Origin of the sequence: Lentzea sp. (genome assembly GCF_035525475.1) — a bacterium.
In the GTDB taxonomy this organism is placed as follows: Bacteria; Actinomycetota; Actinomycetes; order Mycobacteriales; family Pseudonocardiaceae; genus Lentzea.
In genome coordinates this window covers 44474-66570 of record NZ_DATLEC010000040.1, presented here as the reverse complement: position 1 = coordinate 66570, position 22097 = coordinate 44474, and the positions used below count along the sequence as shown (strand labels likewise).

The following is a 22097-nucleotide window of genomic DNA, read 5'->3' as shown; positions in this document are numbered from 1 at the left end:
AGGAGGCCGTAGTCGCCGCCCGAGTTCGGGTTGCGGCCCTGGTAGAGGAGTTGCAGGTTGCAGGGGTCGATGGTCTTGGGCTGGTCGGGGTTGGTGCGGATGATGTCGCCGTGGCTGATGTCGTTGGTCCAGGTGGCGCCGCTGTTGGCCTTGCCGGCGAACGGGTTGCTCTCGGAGGCGGCCTGCGGGGTCCACGACCCGTTCAGGCTGCTGGACGTGAACGAGCGGAAGTAGCGCCCGTTGCCGCCCATCGCCTCGACGATCATGAGGTACTGGTTCTGGCCCTGCACCTTGTAGACCTCGACGCCCTCGAAGAGGTTCGCCTGGGTGTCGCTCATGATCTGCGTGTAGGACGAGCCGAAGCTGCCGGGGAAGTTGCCGATGGGCATGCTGGCCCGGTAGATCCTGCCGTTGTCACCGGCGAAGAACAGGTACATGTTCGTGCCGTCGCCGATGATCGTCTGGTCGATGGGTCCGGTGCCGGAGTTGGGGATGCTGCCGGTGAAGAGCGTCTGCGCCGACGACCAGCCGTTGGCGTTGGTGGGGTCGCTCGACGTCCGGTAGCTGAAGGCGGTCGGGCCCCACTGGTAGGTGAGCACCCAGATGTTCTTCGGTGCGAAGTAGAACAGCGTGGGGGCGACCGCGGCGAAGTTCATGCCGTTCTGGCTGGCCGAGCCCATGTCCGACCAGTTCGTGAAGGTCCCGAAGTTCATCGAGCCCCAGGTCGTTCCCGTGTCGTGCGTCGTCGCGTAGACGAGGTGCCTGCCGTTGTGCACGACGTGGGTGAAGTCCTTGAGCGACACCCATCCCTGCTTCGGGTTCGCCAGCGAGCCGGTCGACGACCAGCGGTAGGTCGACGGGAGCTGGCACGTGCCGCCGGGCGGGGTGGTCGTCGTGGTGGTCGGGCCCGTGCCGCCGTCGGCGCGGACGAGCTGCCACTGCTGGTTGGAGCCGTTCCAGTCGCTGTACTGGACGATGTTGCCGCCGTCGGCGGTCGAGGCGCCCTGGACCTCGACGGCCTTGCCGCTGTTGCGGTTCACCAGGCGCACGTACCCGCTGTCGGAGTCGGCGAGGCGGAACTGCTGGTTCGTGCCGTTGGCGTCGGACCACTGGACGATGTTGCCGCCGTCCGCGGTGGAGAAGTTGTAGACGTCGAGAACCTTGCCCGACAGCCGTGACTTCAGCCGGTAGTAGCCGCCGCCGGAGTCGACGAACTGCCACTGCTGCTGGTTGCCGTCGTTGCGGGCCCACTGGGTGATGCGAGCGCCGTCGTTCGTGGCGAGGTTGTAGACGTCCAGGGCCTTGCCGCTGTTGCGGTTGACCAACACGTACCAGGCGGTGGTGTCGACCGTCGCCGCCGACACGGGCGCCGCGCTGAAAGCCGCCACCAGACCGCCGAGCAGAACGGCCACGGCGGCGGTGATGCCGGCTACGCGACGTCTGCGGGCGCGGGGGGCGGAGGGGGACGGGAGATGGCCTGATCCGGCCATGATCGTGCTCCTCTTCGTCGAGGTGTGGGAAGGCCGCGACCCGGCCACGTCCGATCGACCGCTTGCGCCTAGCGGTCGAGCGCGCGCCTTCTGAACGCGCGGCTGTCACGTCGCAGTGGTGCGACTGCCGCGGTTGCCGGTCGCGTCCCCCAAACTGTGAAGGAGGATCTCCGCGCGGTCAAGGCGCGTCGAACGCGTTCGACAGACGATGCGAAAGCATCGAGCTTTGTCAATGGTGGAGCGAAATCCTTGAGCTGCCAGAGGGTCTCAGGACCTCGCCGCCAGCTCGTCCGCCAGCACGGCGATCGCCTCCGGCCCGGTCCGGCAGCAGCCGCCGACCAGCCGGGCGCCGGCGTCCACCCACTCCCCCGCCGACGCCGCGAAACCGCTCCCATCACCCGTCCACGCGCGCTCCGCCGCGTCCCAGTTCTCGCCGCTGTTCGGGTACACCACGACCGGCAGCCCGGTCACCCGCCGTGCCACGGCGACCGCGGCCGCGACGTCCTCCGGCGCGCAGCAGTTCACCCCGACGGCGATCACCTCGTCCACATCGGACGCGACGGCGAACGCCTCCTCCAACGGCTGCCCGGCACAGGTCCTGTCACCGCGGACGCTGTAGGAGAGCCACGCCGGCACACCGCCGCCCCGCACCACGTCCAGCACCGCCGAGGCCTCGTCGACGTCGGGGATCGTCTCGATCGCGAGCACGTCCGGCCGGGCCTCGCACAGGGCCTCCAGGCGTGGGCGGTGGAACCGGACCAGCTCCTGCCGCGTCAGGCCGTAGCGGCCGCGGTACTCCGACCCGTCCGCCAGCACGGCGCCGTACGGTCCGACCGACGCCGCGACCCAGCGCTGTCCCTCCACATCGGACGCCGCCGACCGCGCGAGCTCCACGGACGAGCGCAGCAGCCGTGCGGTCTCGTCCTCGCTGATGCCGCGCCGGGCGAAACCGGGGAAGCTCGCCTGGTAGCTGGCGGTGATGGCGACCTGGGCGCCCGCCAGGAAGTAGGCGAGGTGCGCGGCGCGCACGGCGTCCGGCGAGGTGAGCAGCAACCGGGCCGACCACAGCGAGTCGGACAGGTCGTGCCCCGCCAGTTCCAGCGCCGTGGACAGACCGCCGTCGAGCACGACGACCTCACGCCGCACAGCGTCCGCCAGTTCCACCCGGCCGAGTCTACGAAGCCGGGCGGAGGAGTGCGCGACGACCGCTCCGCCGATTGGGTCGCGCACTCCTCCAGGACGATCTCCGGGGCACGTTCGCACGTGCCCGCCGCGTTTCGGCACGCGCGGAAACCCCGTCGACCGCCCGTCAGACACACCGCTGGCCGGAGCCGGGCCCTGTCCTGCGAGCCTCGTCCGCGACGGTCACGGCCGAAGAGGGCTCACAGGACAGGTCTAGCCGGTCGCACCCCGGTGCGTGATCGGGTCCGGGGTGCTGGCCCGCCGCGACAGGCGCGGTGGCAGCAGCATCAGCGGTGGTGGTTGCTTGCCTTCCAGCTTGGCCACGAGCAGGTCGACGGCGTGCCTGCCGAGCTCCTCCGCCGGCAGCCGCACGGAGGTGAGCAGCGGTGACGACTGCTCTGCCAGCTCGTCCGGGCAGATCGCGACGACCGCGACGTCACCGGGGACCTGGCGGCCGGCCGCGCGCAGGCACGGGGTGACCCAGCCCAGAGCCGCCTCGTTGTGCACGACCAGCGCCGTCATCGACGGGTGGGCGCGGATCAGTGCCTTGGTCGCCCTGAGCACCGAGTCGTGGTCCCCCTCGACGGACAGCGCCGTCGCGGCCACTCCCCTGCGCATGGCGGCCGCGCTGAAGCCGTTCATCGTGCGGTGGGCGAACCCCGTGCTGCGCCGGTAGACCGCGCTCGGCGCGCCGAGGAAGCCGATGGAGCGGTGGCCCAGGTCCGCGAGGTGGTCGACGCACTTCGCGCCCGCCGCCTCGAAGTCGAGGTCCACGCAGGTGAGCCCGCGGGCCGCCGCGGGATGTCCGATGAGGACGGACGGCTTGGACAGCTGCCGCAGCAGGGGCACGCGGTCGTCGTCCATCTCGACGTCCATCACGAGGAAACCGTCGACCTGCGCGCTGTTGGCCGCCCTGCGCAGGCCCGCCGCGCCGTCGTCCGCCGTCATCAGCAACAGGTCCATGTCGTACCTGCGCGCTGTCGTCACCGCCGCCGTGACGAAGCGCATCACCGCCGGCAGGTGCGTGCCCGCCCGCAGCGGGAGCACCAGGCCGATCACGTTGGTCCTGCTGGACGACAACGCGCGGTCGGTGACGTGCGGCTGGTAGCCCAGCTGCCTGATGCTCTCCCGGACCCTGGACTTCGTGTCCGCGGAGATCGTTCTCTTCCCGGTGAGGACGTAGGAGACCGTGCTGGGAGCGACCCCGGCGTGCCGTGCGACGTCCGCGATGGTGACCACACAGCCTCCTTTCGTGCTTACACCCGGTGAGCGTGTCGACACCATAAGGAGCACCTTCTGATGACATCAAGAGTTATGTGTGCGTTAACATTGCGCATCTCAGGTGGTCCAGACGAATTCGCCACCGTCTGGAAACTTGCCCGACGGAAAACGAGGGCGGCCAGGGAGAGCGAGCCCACGCGGCGCGACCCCCTCCTCGGGAGCCGGCCGCATGGGCACGCTCACATCAGCTCAGCTCACAGCGCCGGGTAGGCGTTGCGCATGAGCTCCTGGAACTGCGCGGAGAACCACTTGCCGGACAGCGGGGCGTTGCCGAGCGCACCGGACAGGTTGTTGCCGTTGCGCACGTTGCCGGTGTACGTCGGGTCGCACATCCGGTCGAAGCCCTTGCCCTCGTTGTTCGGGATCTCCTCGCTGGCACCGTCGGACTCACCCGGCGGCTTCATCCACACGTAGGCGTCGATACCCGACTCCGGAGCCGCCTTCGGGCGCTCGCCCAGCCCGGCACCCGACTGGTTGCACCAGTTGCCGAGGTGGATGCGCCGGTCCAGCTTGCCGCCGTTGACGTAGGCGTCCACGGTCGTCGTCGGGCCGGGGCCCGTCGGACGGGCGCTGCCGCCCCAGCCGTTGCGGCTGGTGTCGATCAGCATGCCGATGTTCGAGTCGAAGCCCGCCTGGATCGCCCGCTGCCGGAACGCCTGCGCGTAGGACAGCTCGTCGACGTAGCGGTTCCAGTCCACCCACTTCGACTGGCGGACGGACGTGCCGTTCACCGAGTCCTCGATCTTGAAGTAGGGCTCCTTCAACGCACCGTAGTTCGCGGTGTTGGCGATGAAGCCGACCACGTTCGACTTCGTGCTGCCGGAGGCGTTGGCCGCCTGGAACAGCAGCTCGGCGGTCGCGCCGAAGTTGTCGTCCCAGCCGATCCAGCCGTGGTGGCCGATGTCGAGGTAGTTGTAGACGTTCGGCACGGCACCCAGCTTCGCGAGCGCGTAGCCGACACCGGTGACGTAGTTGCCGTTGGCCTTCATCACGTCGCACGCCGCCACCGCGGTCGGGCGCGGCGAGACGTTGGTGATCAGGTTGGGCAGGGAGTCGATCTCCACCGTCGTGACGATCCGCAGGTTCGCGTACGCGGGCCTGGCGAGGATCGCCGCGATCGGGTCGATGTACTCCGTCTTGTACCGGTCGATCTCGGTCGCCTTGAGCTCACCGTTCGAGGCGAGCGCCGAGCAGTCGCGACCGGGCAGGTTGTAGATCACCAGCTGGATGACGAGTGGTGAGCCCGCCGCCTGGCGCACCGCCTCGTCCAGGTGTCCGGTCAGGCCGCGCGAGTCCGCCGAGCCGTTGATCGCCGCGATGCGGTCGAGCCACACGCCGGTCGGCTGGTTCGCGACCCGGCTGCCGCCCGGTTCCGCGTTGGCCTTGGCCGCCCAGTCCGGGTTCACGTACTGCTTCGCGCCGACGTACGGGTTGTCGACACGTCCAGGGCCAGGGTTGTTGGACGTGGTCGTGGTCGTCGTGGTGGTAGTGGTCGTCGTCGTGCTCGTCGGCACCGTGCCGGTGCACGCCGTGCCGTTCAGGGTGAACGACGACGGGTTGGCGTCGTTGGCGCCGGCGTTGCTGCCGTTGAAACCGACGTCGATGGACTGCCCGGTGCCGAGGTTGCCGTTCCACGGCAGGCTCGTCGCGGTCACGGCCGCACCGGACTGCGACCACGTCGCGCTCCAGCCCTGTGCCACGCGCTGGCTGCCGGGGAACGTGAACTTGAGCGTCCAGCCGCCCGACACGGCATCACCGAGGTTGGTGATCTTCACCGCTGCGCCGAAGCCTCCGCCGCCCCAGCTGTTGGCCGTGTAGTCGACACGGCAGCCGGGAGCGGCGCCCGCGGGTGGTGCGCTGAGCGCCACCCCGACCGTCGCGACGGCGGTGGCGACCACGACTCCCGTTGCGGCCCACCGCCTTTGTCCGTTGAGCTTCATTGCTCCGGATCTCCTGTCTCTCAGTGGTGCTTGATCTCCACGAGTGAGCACGCCGAGGGCGTGCACTCGAGTCTTTTCAGGCCGAGGTACTCCATGCCGATCGAGCCGGTGAGGGCGAAGCCGTCCCCGAAGGCGAGGTCCGGGTCGCCCCGGACCTCGCCGTTCGCGAGCGCCGTCCGCCAGGCCTGTTCGAGGCCAGGCCGCAGGACCAGCAGCCCGAGCCGTCCGTACGGCTCCTTGGCGCAGGTCCCCCACTCCGCGATGAACGGCGCGTAGACCTTCGACCGCACCGGACCGGCGAAGTCCGTGAAGTCGTCGCCACGCCGGACTGCTCCGCACTCGTCGGTGAGGTCGTGCAGCCACGCGGCGATGCCGTCGACACCCCGGCTGAGGTCCGGGGTGGGTTCGGCGCGTCCTACGAGGAGGGCGAACGCGACCGAACCCACCACCAGGAGGGCGAGCAGCGCCCTCATCACCGGATGGCGCACGCCGAACCGTTGAGCGTGAAGGACGTCGGATCCGTCGGCGTCGACGTCGTCGTCGCGTTGAACCCGAACGTCGCCGTGCCGCCGGGTGCCAGGTCCGCGTTGTACGACGCGCCCTTCGCGGTGGCCTGTCCGCCGGCGACCGTGATGGTCGACGACCAGGCCTGCGTGAGCTGCTGTCCCGCCGGGAAGTCCCAGACGAGCTGCCACGCATTGACGGCGCTGGTACCGCTGTTCGTCACCGTCACACCCGCTGTGAACCCGCCGCTCCACGTGCTCGGCCGCGTGTACGCCACCGTGCAGGAGCCCGTGGGGCCACCGCCACCGGTCGGCGTTCTCACCGTGACGCTCGGCGACGCCGGCGAGGCGTTGCCCGCCGAGTCCGTCGCGACCACGGTGAACGAGTACTGCGTGTCCGCCGTCAGACCGGTGACCGTCGCCGAGTTCGTCGACGAGGTGGCCACCACCTGGTCACCGCGGTACACGCGGTACGACGCCACACCCACGTTGTCCGTCGCCGCGGACCAGTCCAGCTTCACCGAACTGCTGGTGATGCCCGAGGCGACCGGCGTGCCGGGCGTCGACGGGGCGCTGGTGTCGGGGGTGCCGCTGCCACCGCCGAACGTGACGTCCGAACAGCTGTAGAACGCCTCGGGGCTGTCCGAGCGCTGCCACAGCGAGTAGATGATGTGGCGCCCCGACTTGTTGGGCAGACGCGCCTGCCAGGCGTACTCGCCGTTGGCCAGCGGTGGGTTCGTCACCTTGTCGAACGGCACCGACTCGAGGTCGGACCACTTGAGCGGCTTCGTCACGTCGAAGCCGTCCTTGGTGACGTACTGCTCCCACGTGCCGGGGTGCGGAGCCCACGCGTTGTACCGGAAGGTGACGGTGGAGTTCGCCTGCACCTGCGTCACCGGCCAGTCGGCGCGGGCGAGGTTGTAGGCGGAGAACTTCGTGGTGGGACCGCACAGGTTGCCGTCGGGGATGATCTCCCGGTGGCGTCCCGCGGCGTTGCTGATCAGGTTGCCGAACCAGTCCCACAACGGCTGCTTCCCGCCCTGGGCCACCGCCGCGGCACACGCCGGGTTGGTGGGCTGCAGGTCGCCGCCACCACCGCCGGCGCGGCCGTCCTCGTAGCAGAGGTAGGTGCGGCTGCCGGGCCAGACCATCGACCCGTGCGCGACCGCGGTGCCACCGGTCTGCACCAGTACCGCGCCGACTGTGGCCGCGACGGCCAGCAGCGCTATGCGTTTCCTCATCTCGGGACTCCTCACCCGTAGATCTCGGCGTGCAGGGAGAAGGCGGTCGCGATCTCCGCCTGCGCCCAGAACCGGTGGTAGGTGAACGTCGGTGCGGGACCACCGTCCAGGTAGGACTGGACCTTGGGCCACTGCGGGTCGTTGCGGAACATGGACCGCATCGACAGGAACGACGAGCCCTGCTTGATCTGGTCGCCGTTCGGCATCTTCCCGGTCCAGCCCGGAGGCACGTACGGGCCCTCCAGCGTGCTGGTGTTGTAGACGTCGTCGAACCGGTTGTAGTCCGTGCGCGTCTCCGGCGTCGCGATGCCGAGGCTGTCCTGGTGCTCCAGCAGCGAGGTCAGCAGCGACTCACCCGTGGTCTTGGCCGAGGCGTTGCCCGACCGCGCCGCGTAGTTCAGCAGCACCTTGGCGTAGGACGCGGCCACACCGACGTCCTGGCTGTGGTTGAGAACGCGCACACGCAGGTTCGCGTTCGAGCCGGGGTTGGTGGCGTTCCACGTGTCCGGCGCACCCGACCACTCGAGGTCCGAGGGGATCCGGAAGTTCGTGCCGGTCGTGGTGTTCGCGATCGCCCACGGCACCCACTTGTCGAGGATCTTCTTGGCACGCGGGTCACCGGTCAGCCGGTACAGCGCCGCCGTGCGCTCGATGCCCCACACCTGGAAGCCGAACCACCGGTTGCTCGGCGGGTCGCGCCACACCGGGTGGGCGTCGTAGTACATGCCGTAGAACGTCGGCGTGCCCGCGGGAGGCGAGGCGTACCGGCCCTCCCAGCTGTTCGTCACACCACCGGCGAGACCGCCGTCGGCCGACTGCAGCCACTGCAGCATCTCGAGCTGCCGGTCGAGGCTCGTCGCCCAGTCCTGCTGCCCGGTCGCGGACAACGGCTTGAGCGCGGGCACGTTCGACAGCGCGTACGCCGCCAGCGGGTTCTGGTAGCCCTGGTGCGAGGCACCGTCACCGATGCGCCACGCCCATCCGGCGGACGTGTCGGTCGCGCCGCCCCACGCGTAGTACCAGGACATCAGGTAGTGCGCGCTGTTCTTGCCCGTCGCGCCGGGGCACGACGAGGGGCTGGTGCAGTTGCCGATGCGCTTGAAGTACTTGTCGAACATGGCGTACCGCAGGTAGTCGCCCATCTTCGCGGACTTGCCGATCTCGCTGGAGATGTCGCCGGCCTTGCCCTGCGCCGTGGCCCACTGCTGGGCGAGCAGCGCCACCTGCACCACGCGGGCGTCCGCGTCCGGTGCGTTGGTGTACTTCCACTGCTTGGCGTAGGAGGAGTCCTTGGTGAAGAGGTCGAGGAACCCGTTGGGGCCGCCGTGCTTGAACGTGTCGCACGAGGGCTGCGGGATGGTCTCCCACACCGACTCCGACGAGCCGCGCTGGTAGGTGTTGATGTACGCGGGCGCCGTCGTGCCGTCACCGCACCGGCCGAAGCCGTAGGTGTTGTCGACGTCGATCAGCCAGTGCATGCCGTAGACGTCCGAGTTGCCGTACGCGGACTTCAGCTCGCCCGCGATCGGGTCCGACCCCACCGGGGCGGTGCTGTCGAGGACCGAGGGGTACTGGTCCATCCTCGGGTGCTCGGGCGCGTAGGTCGCCGGCTTCGACGCGTCGTACTTGTCGTTGGTCGGCTGGTCCGCCTTCGCCGGGATGATGTACTTCTCCATCGACGCGAAGGCGGACTTGAACGGCGCCCAGTCACCGGTGACGCGGCCGTAGCTCGCCTCCAGCCACAGGTAGTAGCTGTAGGCCTCGGACGTCGTCTGGTGCCCGTGGTCGGGTGCCTCCACCATCAGCGTCTCGACCGAGTGGTAGGGCACGAGCAGGTCGCCGAACTTGCGGAAGTACCCGCTCGCCGGGTCCTTGATCTTGTTGTACTGGTCGAGGAACGCCTTGTTGAAGTCCGAAGTGGACGGGTCGAGTTCCTTGACCGTCACGCTCGCCGGGCTGTGCCCGGTGGCCGACGCCGTGAACGTCGCGGTGCCGAGCTCGCCACCGTTGTTCGCCGACGCCACCGTCACCGTCTGCTTCGCGGTGCTGGAGAACGTGAGCGTGGCAGGGGTCGCCGTCAGGTCCGAGCTGCCGCTGCGGGCGATCGTGACGGTGACCGGCTGGCTCGGTGCCGTGGCCAGGGAGACGTCGAACGTCGCCGACTGGCCCTGTTTCACCGACACCGTGCTCGGTGAGGCCAGGACCGCGGGCCCCGACAGCACCTTGACCGCCGCGGGTGCCGAGGTGGTCACGGCTCCCCGGTTGTCCGTCGCCCGCGCGGTGATGCTGTGGTCACCGGCTGGTGCCGACGTCCACGTGCCGCTGAACGGCGCGCTGGTGTCGGTCGCGACGAGCGTGTCGCCGGCGTAGAAGTCGACCTTCGCCACCGTGCCGTCGCTGTCCTGCGCGGTGGCCGCCAGCGGGATCTGCGCGGGCAGCGTGTAGCTGCTGCCGCTCGTGGGCGCCGTCAGCGCCACGGAAGGAGCCTGGTTCGGCCCCGTGCAGGACACGCCGTTCACGGCGAAGTCCGTCGGTGGCCGGTTCGCTGAGCTCTTGCTGCCGTTGAACCCGACCTGCGCGGTGCCGCCGGATGGCAGCGACCTCGCCCAGTCGGGGTTGGTCACGGTCACGACAGCGCCGCTCTGCGTGAAGTTGCCGTTCCAGCCCTGGCTCACGCGTTGCCCGTCGGGGAACGTCCAGGTCAGGTTCCAGCCGTTCAACGCGTCGCCGTCGTTGCGGATCGACACCGCGGCGCCGAATCCGTTGCTCCACTCGTTGGTCACTTGGTAGGTGACGGTGCAGGCCACCGCGAGAGGTGCCGCCACGGCGGGTACCCCGCCGGCCAGCACCACCGCCGCAACCGTCAACGCCAATGTTCGTCGAGTCATGCCGCCGCCCTCTCGACAACTGGGAGCGCTCCCAGAGTTCACGGCACTGTAACGTGGGCCACAGGAGCCGTTTTGTACCTGGTGTAGCGCTGACTGGTCTGGAAGGCGCTTTCCACTCGCCCGCACAGGCCAACGGCGGTTCGTCTTCCGGTTCCTCTTACTGCTCTCTTCGAGTGGAATTCTGGGAGCGGTCCCAGACAGGAGCGGGGGCGCCCGCGCCGCTGCGGACGCCCCCTGGCCCGATCAGCCGCGACCGGCACCCGCACCGGCCGTGACCACGCTTTTCACCGTGCTCGCGCTGTCGAGCGGGTACGAGTAGGGAATGCTCTTCACCGAACCGCCCTGCTCGCCCGTTCCCGAGTTGACGAAGTGGTTGCTCCGCGCCACGAGCGAACCTTCGGGTGAACTGCCCTCGCCGCGGTGGAACGGGTCCTCGGTGTTCTCGAAGTAGTTGCCCTCGACCAGGACACCGGCCTCCATCGTCGACGCGACGCCGTACGAGGTCACACCGCCGTAATAGTTGTTGTAGACGTGCACCGGGTTGCCGAACCGCACGCGCGGGTGGCGCTGCTGCGTCCCGTCGAACCAGTTGTGGTGGTAGGTCACCCGGAGCTTGCCGCGGTCCTCCGAGCCGTTGTCGTCGCTGTGACCCAGGAGCATCGTCTTGTTGTGGCTGGAGAACTTGTTCCAGGACACCGTGACGTAGTCCGAGGCCCGCTTGACGTCGACCGCGCCGTCGTAGCCGTTGGAGAACGAGTTGTGGTCGATCCACACGCGGGTGGAGTACTGCACGTTGATCGCGTCGTCACCCCAGTTGCGGAAGTTGAGGTTGCGCACGATCACGTTCGAGGCGTTGGCGATGTTGAGACCCTGACCGGTGATCGCCGAGCTCGAGCCCACGCCCTCGATGGTCTTGTTCGAGGCGACCTTCGTCATGCTCGACAGCGAGATCGTGCCGGAGACCCGGATCACCGCCGCGCTCGACGACTTGGCGGCGTCGGCGAACGCGGACGCGGTGGTGACGGTGATCGGCGTGGCGCTGCCGCCCCCCGTCGTGCCACCTCCCTGAGTGGCCCAGCCGACCAGCCCGAACGGTGCGGCGGTCGCCTGGGGAACGGCCACCGCGCCGAGGACCAGCGCGGCGGCGGAAATCAGTGCTGCACGCTTTGGAATCATTCCACGCTCCCAATTCGTGAGCGGCGGTGCAACTCACACAACCAGCCGGAAACATATCGGTCAACCTGTTCGAAGATATTCGACTCGAACGATCGAAACCGGTTGACACGAAAGATCCTCTCCCTACCATCGAATTACCGCCGCACATCCCCCTGCAAGCGGAGAGCACATGAAGAAACTGGCAACAACGATGTCTGCCGTCGCCTTGGCCGCGATTCTCGCGCCTGGGGCACAGGCCGCGGGCAGCACTTTTCCCACGCCTTCCGGCACGAAACCGGTCAGTGCGACCATCAAGGTTCCCGCGGGCACCTACGACGGTGGCATGCAGCGGTTCTACGGCACCGGCAGCCTCGGTTCCGGTGGCCAGGGCGAGGATCAGGGCCCGATCTTCCAGCTCGCCGACGGCGCGACGCTGAAGAACGTCGTGCTGGGCGCGCCGGCGGCCGACGGCGTCCACTGCCTGGGCACCTGCACGCTGACCAACGTCTGGTGGGAGGACGTCGGCGAGGACGCGGCCACCTTCAAGGGCACGTCGTCGTCGCAGACCATGACCATCAGCGGTGGTGGCGCGCGCAAGGCGTCGGACAAGGTGTTCCAGCACAACGGGCCGGGCACGATGATCGTCCGCAACTTCCAGGTGGACGACTTCGGCAAGCTCTACCGGTCCTGCGGCAACTGCAAGACGCAGCACAAGCGCAACGTCGTGCTGGAGAACATCACCGCGTTCTCCCCCGGCAAGGCGCTGGTCGGCATCAACACCAACTACGGCGACACCGCGCGGTTCTCGCGGATCACCGTCGTCGGTGACAGCAGTCGCAAGATTGCGATCTGCGACAAGTACCAGGGTGTCACGAGCGGTGAACCGAAGAAAATCGGCACCGGTTCCGACGGCACGAACTGCCTGTTCACGTCCTCGGACATCACCTACCGTTAGCCGAAAAGCCCCGGCAGCCGGCCGGGGCTTTTCTCACCATTCTTCAAGAGTGTGAACTCCGATGTGTTCGAAATTCCATTCGTCACCGATCCCGGGTGTGACCGGCAGTGTCACGTTCCCGTTCTCGTCCAGCGGGTCGGCGAGGGAGACGCGGTGCGGCGGGACGCGGTCGAAGTCGACCTGCGGGTGCAGCAGGCCGCGTTCGTACCACCGGCCGGCGTCGGTCGCGCCGAGCACGGTGAGGCTGCCCGACCCGTTGCCGTGGATCTCGCAGTCGAGGTTGAACGCCTCGGCGAGGTGCACGGTCTTGAGCACCGGTGTGATGCCCCCGCTCCCCGCCGGACCCACCCGCAGGATGTCGCACGCTCCCGCCGTGACCCACTCGGCGCGGGTGTGGTGCTTGCCCCACGCCACCTCGGGACCGATCACCGGGATGTCCAGCTGGTCCGCCAGCCACCGGTAGGAGCTGACCGACGCCTCCTCCATCGGCTCCTCGAACCAGTAGAAGTCCAGCTCCTGCAACGCCCTGCCGAGCCGCAGCGCCTCGGTCCTGGAGTACCAGTGGCTCGCGTCGAGCATGAGCGCCACGTCCGGCCCCACCGCCTCCCGCACCGCACGGCACGCCTCGACGTCGCGGGAGACGCTCGGCGCGCCGGGCACCGGTGGCATCCAGGTGTGCAGCTTGATCGCCCGGTAGCCCACCGACACGAGGTGCTTGGCGAAGTCCGCGTAGTCGCCCGGTGTCGCGAGCCCGTCCGTGTCGCCGCACATCGTGCTGGCGTAGGCCGGGATCCGGTCGCGGGCACCGCCGGCGAGCTTCCACGCCGGCAAGCCTGCCTTGCGCGCGACCAGGTCCCACAGCGCCATGTCGACGAACCCGAGCGCGCGGTCGGTGAACCCGCCGTGCGACCCGCGTTGCCGTCGTGCGAGCAGCCGCCAGAGCCGTTCCCTGTCCCACGGGTCCTGTCCGAGCAGCACCGGCCGCACGTGCCTGTCCAGCACCGCCGGCCGGAGCTGGTCGGGCTGGATCTGGCAGTAGCCGGTGACGCCGTCGGTGTCCGTGACCTCCAGCAGCGCCTCGGTGACCTCGTGCTCGGGCGACGGGTGCCGGTGCCCCTCCGCGTCGACCGACGTGCACGCCGTCGTCGTGAACGTGCGCACCACGACCCGTTCGATCACCTGCGCTTCTCCCAGTCCTGCTGGGCGGTGGTGAGCTTGGCCGCGAGCTGGTCGAGGAACTCCTGCGCGGGCATCTGACCCAGCAGGACCTTCTGGTAGAGCGGCTCGGTGTCGGTCTTGGTGATCGACGAGTACTCGGGCAGGTAGACCGGTGCCGGGACGAGCACCGTCGCCGGGTCCTCCAGCACGCCGAGCGCCATCTTCACGGCCGGGTTCTTCTGGATCCACTCGGCGCCGCGCACGTCGGTGTTCGCGGGGATCTGGCCGACCTTCTCGTTCCAGTACCCGTTGCTCTCCGCCGAGACCAGGAAGTCGACGAACTTCCAGGCGGCGTCGCGGTTCTTGCCGCCCTTGAAGACCGCGAACCCGTCGGTCGGGTTCGGCACCACGGTCCGCTTGCCCGAGGGTCCCTTCGGCAGCGGCATCGCGCTGACCTTCTCCGCGCCGAGCGCCTTCATGACGTCGCCCGTCGAGCCGAGGTTGTGGTGCATCATGGCGACCGAGCCGCCGGTGAACTGGGCGACCATCTGCGTGTAGCTGTTGTTCACGTCCGCTTCCGGCGTGGCCTTCTTGTACAGCTCGGCCACCTTGCGCACGAGCTCGGTGTTGCGCGGGTCGGCGACCGTGCTCTTGCCGCCGTCGTAGAACTTCTCGACGCCGGAGTAGGAGTAGGCCTCGGACAGCAGCTGGAAGACGGAGCCGGCGCCGCCGCGGATGGTGAAGCCGTACCTGTTGTCCGCGGGCTTGGTCAGCGTCGTCGCGGCCTTGACCAGGTCGTCCCAGGTGGCCGGTTCTCCGATCTTGTTCTCCTCGAACCAGTCGGAGCGGTACCAGATCACGTCGAGGTTGCCGGAGGCCGGAACGGCGTAGAGCTTGCCGTCGGGAGAGGTCTGCCGCACGGTCTCCAGCAGGCCGGGCAGCAGCTTGCCCTTGAGCGGCCCGCTCTCCAGCCGTTCGTCGGCCGGTTCCAGCGCGTCCTGCCCGACGAGGTGCGCGAGGTAGGAGGTGGTGACGCCGCCGACGTCCGGCGTCGACCCGCCGGCGATGGCCGTGTCGTACTTCTGCTGCACGGACGCGCTCGGGATGCCGACGTACTCGACCTTGACGTCCGGGTTCGCCGCCTCGAACCTCTTGATCAGCTCCTGGTAGATCGGGGTGCGGCCGGGGCCGCCGTTGTTGTCCCAGAACGTGATCGTCGTCGGGCCGCCCTGTCCGGCCGAACAACCGCTCAGCACCAGCGCGAGCGCGACCAGCAGTCGTGTTCTCATCTCACTCCTCATCCCTTGACGGCACCGGCGCTCAGTCCCTGCACCAGGAACCGCTGCACCACGGCGAAAACCAGCACGACCGGCACCGCGGCCACGACACCGCCGGCCGCGAGCGCCCCGAAGTCGGTGTTGAACTCGCCGAGCGCGTAGCTCAGCCCGACCGGGAGCGTGAACTTGTCCTGCCTGCTCGCGAACATCAGCGCGAACAGGAAGTTGTTCCAGGCACCGATGAACGCGAACGACCCGACCGCGACCAGTGCCGGGCGCAGCTGCGGCAACGTCACCGCGAAGAACGCGCGCAGCCGCGAGCACCCGTCGACCATCGCGGCCTCTTCGAGCTCCACCGGCACGTTGCGCACGAACCCGCTCATCAGGATCAGCGCCAGCGGCAGCTGGAACGCGGTGTCCGCGATCACCAGACCGGTGAGGCTGTTGAGCAGCCCGGCGGTCTTGAAGATCACGAACAGCGGGATCAGCATCATCGCGCCGGGGATGAACTGCGTGCACAGCAACGCCAGCAGGAACACCCGCTGACCGCGGAACCGGAAGCGCGCCAGGGCGTAGCCGCCCATGAGCGCGAACACGGTGACCACCACGAGCGTGCCGAGCGCGATGATCAGGCTGTTCTGGAAGAAGAGCCCGAACCCGATGCCGTTCCACACGGTGTCGAAGTGCTCGAACGTGATCGGCCACGGCACCAGCGCGGTCTCCCCCGCCGGCCGGAACGCGAAGACGAGCATCCAGTAGAACGGGATGAGCGTGAACAACAGGTAGAGCACCAGCGGCAGGTGCAGCCGGAAGAACCGGCTGGGGTCGCGGTGCTTCCTCCGCTTCGGCGGCGCCGGCGGCGGTTCGACCGGGACGTCCGGCCGGACGAGGGTCTGGGTCATGCCCGGCTCCCGAACTTGGACAGCCTCAGGTAGAGGATCGAGAAGAACAGCAGGATCACGAAGCCGGCCATCGTGAGCGCGGAGCCGTAGCCGAAGTCGTGCGAGTCGACGGCCTTGCGCGCCACGTAGAGCGGCAACGTGGTGGTCTGGTTCGCGGGACCGCCGCCGGTGAGCGTGTAGATGAGGTCGACGTTGTTGAACTCCCACACCGCCCTGAGCAGGGTCGACAGCACGATCGCGTCGCGCAGGTGCGGGAGCGTCACGCTCACGAACCGCCGCCACCGCCCCGCGCCGTCGACGCTCGCGGCCTCGTACAGGTCCTTCGGGATGGTCTGCAGATCGGCGAGCAGCAGGATCGCGAAGAACGGCACCCCGCGCCACAGCTCGGTGACGACGGTCGCGGGGAACACGGTCGCCGGGTCGCCGAGCACCGACGTGCCGGGGTCACCGATCCCCCACTGCGCGAGCTGCTGGAAGATCCCGGTCGACGGGTTGTAGAGCAGGATCCAGATGCCGGTGGTCAGCACGCCGGAGACCGCCCACGGCGAGAACACCAGCGACCGGGCCAGCGTGCGGCCGACGAACGTCTCGTTCACGATCAGCGCGAGGACGAGCCCGAGGACGAGCTGCAGCCCGACCTCCGTGACGACCCACTTGGCGCTGAACGCGAGGCTCTGCCAGAACAGCTCGTCCTCGAACAGCATCCGCCGGAAGTTCTCGAAGCCGATGAACCCGTTCTTCCACGGCTGCGTGACGGTGTGCTGGCGCAGGCTGAACCAGCCGACGCTCGCGATCGGGTAGACCAGGAAGACCGCCATCAGCACGAGCGTCGGGGCGATCAGGGCGTACGGCGCCCAGGTGCGGGTCCTCACGCCGGGTTCCACCCGCCCAGGTAGGCGTCCCTGGTGTGGAGCTTCGCCTGGTCGTCGGTGAGCTGCGGGCGGTCCGCGTTCGTGCCGGCGCCGGGACCGGTGTTGCGGTACTCCGCGAACCTGGCCCCGCGCCAGGGGAAGCCGGACATGTCGGTCCACGGCTGTGATTTGACCGCCGCGGGCAGTTCCGTGTTGCGGATGACGACCCGCGCGACCGCGTCCGGGTCACCGCCGGGGTGCCAGGGCCTGCCGAGGAAGTACGTGCCCGCCGGGGCGTCGCTGCGGATCCTCGAGTCGACGATCAGGAACCCGTGGGGGTTGTCCGCACGGGTGCTCGCGGCGGTGACGTAGCCGTTGGGGTTCTGGCCGCGGTTCAGCGCGGTGATGGTCGCCCGCTCGAACACGGCCGTCGCCCGGCCGAAGAGGAAGTCGACGTCACCGGTGATGGCGCAGTCCCGGTAGTACTGACGAGCGCGCGTCGTCGTGGCCGCGGTGTCGGCGTAGAGGGTGTCCTGGTGGCCTTCGAACCGGACGCGGTCGAAGAGCATCCGGTCACCGGTGGCCTTGACGGCGACGGCCTGGGTCGCGGTGATCTCCGGGTGCCGGGCGCGGTCGAAGGAGTTGCGGAACGTGAGGTCCCGCGCGGTGAACCCGTCCGCCGCGATGGTCGCCGTCGCGCTGCCGGTCGTGCCGTACGTGGTGCCGTCCGGCTTCTTCGTGCCGCTGGCGTTGTCGAAGTCGATCACCACGTCGCTCGCACGCCCGGTGGCGCCCCGGATGGTGAGGTTCTGCTTGCCGGCCGGGACCTTGACGACCTCCCGGTAGATCCCCTGCGGCAGCGTGATCACGCCGTTCGCCGGTGCCGCGTCGATCGCGGCCTGGACGGTGGCGAAGCCCTGGCCCACCACGAGGTGGTGCCCGGCCGGTTCGGCTCCTGCCCGGAGGTGCCGGATCCGGTGCGCCGGCTCCAGGCCGCGGTTCAGCGTCGGCGTCCACCCGGCGTCCGTGCCCAGCGCCTTGTCGGGGAAGGCCGCGTTGTGCGCGTTCACCAGGCTCACCGGCCGGCCGTCGACCAGGTTGCCGACATCGGTGATCGCCGTGCCGCCCCAGTTGTAGACGACCTTCTCGGGTGCGATGCCCTTGATGAAGTTGTTCTGCGCGTAGATCCGCGACTGGACGCCGACGCCCCAGCTGTACGTCTGCGAGCCCTCGTACAGGTTGTTGTAGACGTGCACCTGTCCGAACCGCACGCGCGGCGCACGTTCCTGGACGTTGCGGAACACGTTGTGGTGCACGGAGACCCTGAGTTTGCCCGGATCGACCGTGGACGAGTTCGACGACCCGATGAGCATCGTCTTGCCGTGCTCGGCGAAGATGTTGCGCGACACGGTGACGAGGTCGGCGCCGTTGGTGATGTCGAGCTGCCCGTCGTGCACCTGGTAGGGCCGTCCGAAGTAGAGCGGTTGCGTGCTGTCGACGTTCGGCTCGTCGGTGAACGTGCTGTGGTCGACCCACACGTGTTCGGAGCGCTGGACCGAAACCGAGTCGTAGAGCGAGTTCCAGTTGCCGGGCGGCGAACCGGGACTGGTGTCCGTCGGGTCCCACTGCGGGAAGCAGTCGCGGGTGTCGCGGAAGGTCAGGTTGCGCACGATCACGTTGCTCGTGCCGTGGATCCTCAGGCTGCCGCCCGTGATTCCCGCGCCCCTGCCGACGCCGATGATCGTCGTGTCCTGGCCGACGTTCAGGCCGATGACCGCTTCCTGCTTCTTCGCCGACGCCTTGCGCGCCTCCTCGAGCGGCCCCTCCGGTTCGCGTTCCCATCCCCAGACCGCGGGGTCGTAGGCCGCGAGGTAACCGGCCGGCGTGTACCCGTCGGTCGCGTAGTCCTCGCACCGCAACGGTGTCCCGTCCGGCCCGGTGTTCGCGTCGATCACGCCCCTGACCTTGATGATCCGCGGGCCTGGCGAGGCCAGCGCCGCGACCAGCTCGTTCCGCGTGCGCACCTCGTGCACGTTCTGGGCGGGCGCCCGTGCGCCGCCGGTGGTACCCGGCCCGCTGGAGGCCCAGCCGTCACCGGTTCCCAGCACCTGCCGGGCCGGGTCGGGGGAGGCGTGCGCCGGGACCGCTCCGGTACCTACGCAGGCCAAAACCAGCGCGCCAACGAAAAGCCGCATGACGGGATACCCTTCAGAAAGGATTCACATACTTGAACACCGTCCACGATCGTGAAACGAGTATTACGAATGCGTCCGCCGTGCGTCAACGAAGTGAATTCATTCGACTCGTTGTCCCGGTATTCGACGATCATTCGAATCGAACGGTCGTCGAATACCGGGAGACCAGCCGGGGAAGCGCTCTCACAGGTCTGGGACCATGCTGCGCCGTCGTGGGGCAGGGCGGAGGGCTTCCCCGGTTACCGGTGGGCGTGGGGTGGCCCGGCACCTCGCTGCCCTTCATCGCCTCCGTCGACTGCGCGGCCCTCCCGCGGGCGGAAGGACTTCCCCTGCCCGAGGACGGCTCGCTGCTCTTCTTCCTGCACCACGAGCACGACCTGCTGGCTCCCCTGAACACGGACGAGCAGGAGTCTGCGCGCTGGTCGACGACCTCTGGCCGGCGGACGACCGGGGCTCGTTCCTCCGCATCGGCGGGTACTGCTCGGAGATAGGTGGTCAAGACCCGCCGTGGACGCGAATGGAGCAGGCCGGCTTCGGCATCCGGCAGGAGGCCGATCCCGTTCTTCCGGGAGCGGAACGATTCAGCACACGTGAGCAGGCGGAATACCGGCTGACTCGCGAATGGGTGCCGCTCGCCCAGTTCTACACGGAAAGCGACTACTACTACGGGTGCTTCCTGATCGGTTTCGACGACCTCGCGGCCAAGCGCTTCGACGGGATGCGCTCGTTCACGATGTTCACCGAGTAGCCGAGCGGGCGGCTCCCCACGGCCGCCCGGCGGATCACGAGCCCTTGACCGGCTTCAGCATCGGCACGAGCGCCAGCGCGGGGAGCAACAGCACCGGCACGATCAACAGTGCCCGCAGCACCCCGACCTCGTTCCCCAGGAACCCGACCAGCGGCGGCCCGGCGAGAAAAGCCGTGTACCCGATGACCGCGACCACGCTGACCCTGGCCGCCGCACGAGCGGGGTCGTCCGCCGCCGCGCTCATCCCCACCGGGAAGCCCAGCGCGGTTCCCAGCCCCCACACCCCGACACCCACGACCGCCACCGCGGTGGACGAGGCGAACACCGCCACCGCCACACCGGCTGCCGCCAGCAGCATCGACAGGGCGATCGCCGGCACGCGGCCCCACCGGTCCAGCGCGATCGTGCCGAAGATCCGGCCGAACGTCATCGTCGTGACGAACACGCCGAAGACCAGAGCGCCCAGAGCGGGGTCGAACGCGTGCCCGTCGATGAACGCGACGGCCACCCAGTCGTTCGCGGTGCCCTCCGTGAACGCCAACACCAGCACGAGCAGGCCGACCAGCAACGTGCGGGGCTCGCGCCACGCCGCCAGGACCCCGCTGCCCCTGCCGTGCTCCGCCTCGCCCGCCAGCCGGTACGTCCGCGCCGCCACCAGCGTGCCGGCCGCCACCACGAAAGCCACCACGGCCAGGTGCGCGGTCACGGGCAGAACAGCCCACGCCGCGAACGACGCCATGCCGGCGGCGGCGACGGTGCCAAGGCTCCACATCGCGTGGAAGCGGGGCATCACGGTCTTGCCGATGGCGCGTTCGACCTCCGCGGCCTCGACGTTCATCGCCACGTCGCAGAGACCGGAGCCGTAGCCGAGCGTGAAGATGCCGATCGCCGTCAGCACCGGCGACGGGTAGGCGCCGATGCCGATGCCCGCCACCGCGAGTCCCACCGCGACCGTCACGGCCGAGAGCGACACCGTCAGCTTCGGCCTCAGCCGGTGGGTGACCTCGCCCGCGGTGAGCATCGCGAGGCACGCGCCGACCGACATGGAGAGCAGCAGGAGACCGAGGGCGCCCGGCGTGAGGTCCAGCGCGTCGCGGGCGGCGGGGACCCTGGCGAACCAGGTCGCCACGGCCACGCCGTTCAGCCCGAAGGTGACCGCCACCCCCGCGGCGGCGGCTCGAACCTGGTTCCGCGGCACCGTGACAGACATCCCGGTCCTCCTTTCTCGATACATGAAGTGCTTACCTCACACATGGAAGCGCTTCCACCGCAATACTGCTGGGATGACGGAGCACACCGCCACTCTGGATGACGTGGCTCGGGCCGCGGGCGTGTCCCGGGCTACCGCCTCACGTGTTGTCACGGGACAGGGACCGGCATCGCAGAAGGCACGCGACAGGGTAACCGCCGCTGTGGCCGCGTTGGGCTACGTACCGGACGCGTCCGCACGCGCGTTGGTCACTCGCACGGGCACACGCCTCGGCATCGCCGTCATCGGGCACACCGCCGCCGTGCTCGACGACCCGTACGTCGGCCGTGTGCTGACGTCGGCGGCGCACGTCGCCGCCGAGCGCGAGGTGGGCGTCTCATTGCACTGGCTTCCCCTGAACGACCCCTCCTCACTCGCCCGCCTCACCGAGGGGCGGGGGCTCGGGGGTCTGGTGGTGGTGAACCCGACGCGGCCGGCGCTCGAGACAGTGCCGAGGGGGATGCGCGGGCGGGTGGCCGCGGTCGGGGTCGGCACACGTCACGTGCCGTCGTTCGACGTCGACAACCGCTCCGGCACCGACGGGGTCGTGCGGCACCTGGTGAGCACGGGCCGGCGCCGGATCGCGATGGTCACGGGCCCGTCGTGGTTGCCGTGCGGAGACCGCGCCGTCGAGGCGTACCGGCGGGTGCTGCACGACAGCGGCGGTGAGCCGAGGGTCGTGCCCGGCGACTTCACGGCCGCTCGCGGGACCGAGGCCGCCGTGGAGATCATGGCGCGGTGGCCGGACACCGACGCGGTGTTCGCGCTCAGCGACCTCACCGCGCTCGGTGTCCTCGACGGACTGCGCGCGCTCGGGCTGCAGGTGCCGGGAGACGTGGCGGTGGCCGGGTTCGACGACATCGCCTTCGCGGGCCTCGTCCGCCCGGCGCTCACCACCAGCACGCACCCGGTCGAGCAGATCGCCACCGCGGCGGCGATCTCCGTGCTCGACCGGCGCGACGTCGGCGGAGCCACGTTCTACCCGTCCACGCTCGTCGTGCGGGACAGCGCGTGATCACTCCGCCGGTCACGGCCGACCGTCCGGCGTGAACGCGTCCGGGTGCCCGCAGTCCTCGGCAAGC

At 69.2% G+C, this 22097-nt stretch carries 18 protein-coding genes; 4 read left to right on the top strand and 14 right to left on the bottom strand.

The window, feature by feature from the left end; translation table 11 throughout:
- The 8 genes from VM306_RS06380 to VM306_RS06345 all read right to left on the bottom strand — a co-directional run.
- A partial coding sequence (locus VM306_RS06380) for a non-reducing end alpha-L-arabinofuranosidase family hydrolase (protein ID WP_325511894.1) occupies positions 1-1490 on the bottom strand: 1490 nt, incomplete at its 3' end.
- Between the two features lie 267 nt (positions 1491-1757).
- Positions 1758-2654 (bottom strand): homocysteine S-methyltransferase, encoded by an 897-nt coding sequence (gene mmuM, locus VM306_RS06375; protein ID WP_325511892.1) that lies wholly within the window; start codon positions 2652-2654, stop codon positions 1758-1760.
- A 231-nt stretch (positions 2655-2885) separates the two neighbouring features.
- Entirely contained in the window at positions 2886-3911 is a 1026-nt protein-coding gene (locus VM306_RS06370) for a LacI family DNA-binding transcriptional regulator (protein WP_325511890.1), read from the bottom strand.
- Positions 3912-4147: 236 nt separating this feature from the next.
- Complete coding sequence (locus VM306_RS06365; protein WP_325511888.1) at positions 4148-5893, bottom strand: glycoside hydrolase family 6 protein; 1746 nt, start codon at positions 5891-5893, stop codon at positions 4148-4150.
- Between the two features lie 20 nt (positions 5894-5913).
- Positions 5914-6366, bottom strand: coding sequence for a hypothetical protein (locus tag VM306_RS06360; RefSeq protein WP_325511886.1), 453 nt, complete (start codon positions 6364-6366; stop codon positions 5914-5916).
- Positions 6366-7637 carry a lytic polysaccharide monooxygenase gene (locus VM306_RS06355; RefSeq protein WP_325511884.1) on the bottom strand — a complete coding sequence of 424 codons (1272 nt, stop codon included), beginning with the start codon at positions 7635-7637 and terminating at the stop codon, positions 6366-6368. Before VM306_RS06355 ends, VM306_RS06360 begins: the two co-directional genes overlap by 1 nt.
- An 11-nt stretch (positions 7638-7648) precedes the next feature.
- Entirely contained in the window at positions 7649-10525 is a 2877-nt protein-coding gene (locus tag VM306_RS06350; protein WP_325511882.1) for a glycoside hydrolase family 48 protein, read from the bottom strand.
- 243 nt (positions 10526-10768) lie between these two features.
- Positions 10769-11701, bottom strand: coding sequence for a polysaccharide lyase family 1 protein (locus tag VM306_RS06345; RefSeq protein ID WP_325511880.1), 933 nt, complete (start codon positions 11699-11701; stop codon positions 10769-10771).
- Positions 11702-11870: 169 nt separating this feature from the next.
- On the opposite strand from VM306_RS06345, the gene VM306_RS06340 reads away from it, so the two are divergent.
- On the top strand, positions 11871-12635 hold the full coding sequence (locus VM306_RS06340) for a pectate lyase (RefSeq protein WP_325511878.1): 765 nt from the start codon (positions 11871-11873) through the stop codon (positions 12633-12635).
- Between the two features lie 33 nt (positions 12636-12668).
- On the opposite strand, the gene VM306_RS06335 is transcribed toward VM306_RS06340, so the two are convergent.
- The 5 genes from VM306_RS06335 to VM306_RS06315 are packed head-to-tail and all read right to left on the bottom strand — an operon-like array spanning position 12669 to position 19018.
- Complete coding sequence (locus VM306_RS06335; protein WP_325511876.1) at positions 12669-13814, bottom strand: enolase C-terminal domain-like protein; 1146 nt, start codon at positions 13812-13814, stop codon at positions 12669-12671.
- Positions 13811-15082 (bottom strand): sugar ABC transporter substrate-binding protein, encoded by a 1272-nt coding sequence (locus VM306_RS06330; protein WP_325511874.1) that lies wholly within the window; start codon positions 15080-15082, stop codon positions 13811-13813. The genes VM306_RS06335 and VM306_RS06330 overlap by 4 nt, the downstream gene beginning before the upstream one ends.
- Positions 15083-15090: 8 nt before the next feature.
- On the bottom strand, positions 15091-15972 hold the full coding sequence (locus VM306_RS06325; RefSeq protein ID WP_325511872.1) for a carbohydrate ABC transporter permease: 882 nt from the start codon (positions 15970-15972) through the stop codon (positions 15091-15093).
- On the bottom strand, positions 15969-16844 hold the full coding sequence (locus VM306_RS06320; protein WP_325511870.1) for a sugar ABC transporter permease: 876 nt from the start codon (positions 16842-16844) through the stop codon (positions 15969-15971). Before VM306_RS06320 ends, VM306_RS06325 begins: the two co-directional genes overlap by 4 nt.
- Entirely contained in the window at positions 16841-19018 is a 2178-nt protein-coding gene (locus VM306_RS06315) for a pectinesterase family protein (RefSeq protein WP_325511869.1), read from the bottom strand. The genes VM306_RS06320 and VM306_RS06315 overlap by 4 nt, the downstream gene beginning before the upstream one ends.
- Before the next feature lie 212 nt (positions 19019-19230).
- Between VM306_RS06315 and VM306_RS06310 the strand changes: the two genes are divergently transcribed.
- The gene (locus VM306_RS06310; protein WP_325511867.1) at positions 19231-19509 is read left to right on the top strand and encodes a DUF1963 domain-containing protein; all 279 of its coding nucleotides are present in this window, start codon (positions 19231-19233) and stop codon (positions 19507-19509) included.
- Between the two features lie 26 nt (positions 19510-19535).
- Complete coding sequence (locus tag VM306_RS06305; protein WP_325511865.1) at positions 19536-19766, top strand: hypothetical protein; 231 nt, start codon at positions 19536-19538, stop codon at positions 19764-19766.
- A 34-nt stretch (positions 19767-19800) separates the two neighbouring features.
- Here the strand turns inward: VM306_RS06305 and VM306_RS06300 are convergent, their stop codons facing one another.
- On the bottom strand, positions 19801-20976 hold the full coding sequence (locus tag VM306_RS06300) for an MFS transporter (protein ID WP_325511863.1): 1176 nt from the start codon (positions 20974-20976) through the stop codon (positions 19801-19803).
- A gap of 22 nt (positions 20977-20998) precedes the next feature.
- Here VM306_RS06300 and VM306_RS06295 point away from each other — a divergent pair, with 22 nt between their 5' ends.
- A complete protein-coding gene (locus tag VM306_RS06295; RefSeq protein ID WP_325511860.1) occupies positions 20999-22030 on the top strand; it encodes a LacI family DNA-binding transcriptional regulator in 1032 nt (343 codons plus the stop codon).
- Positions 22031-22097: the final 67 nt, after the last annotated feature.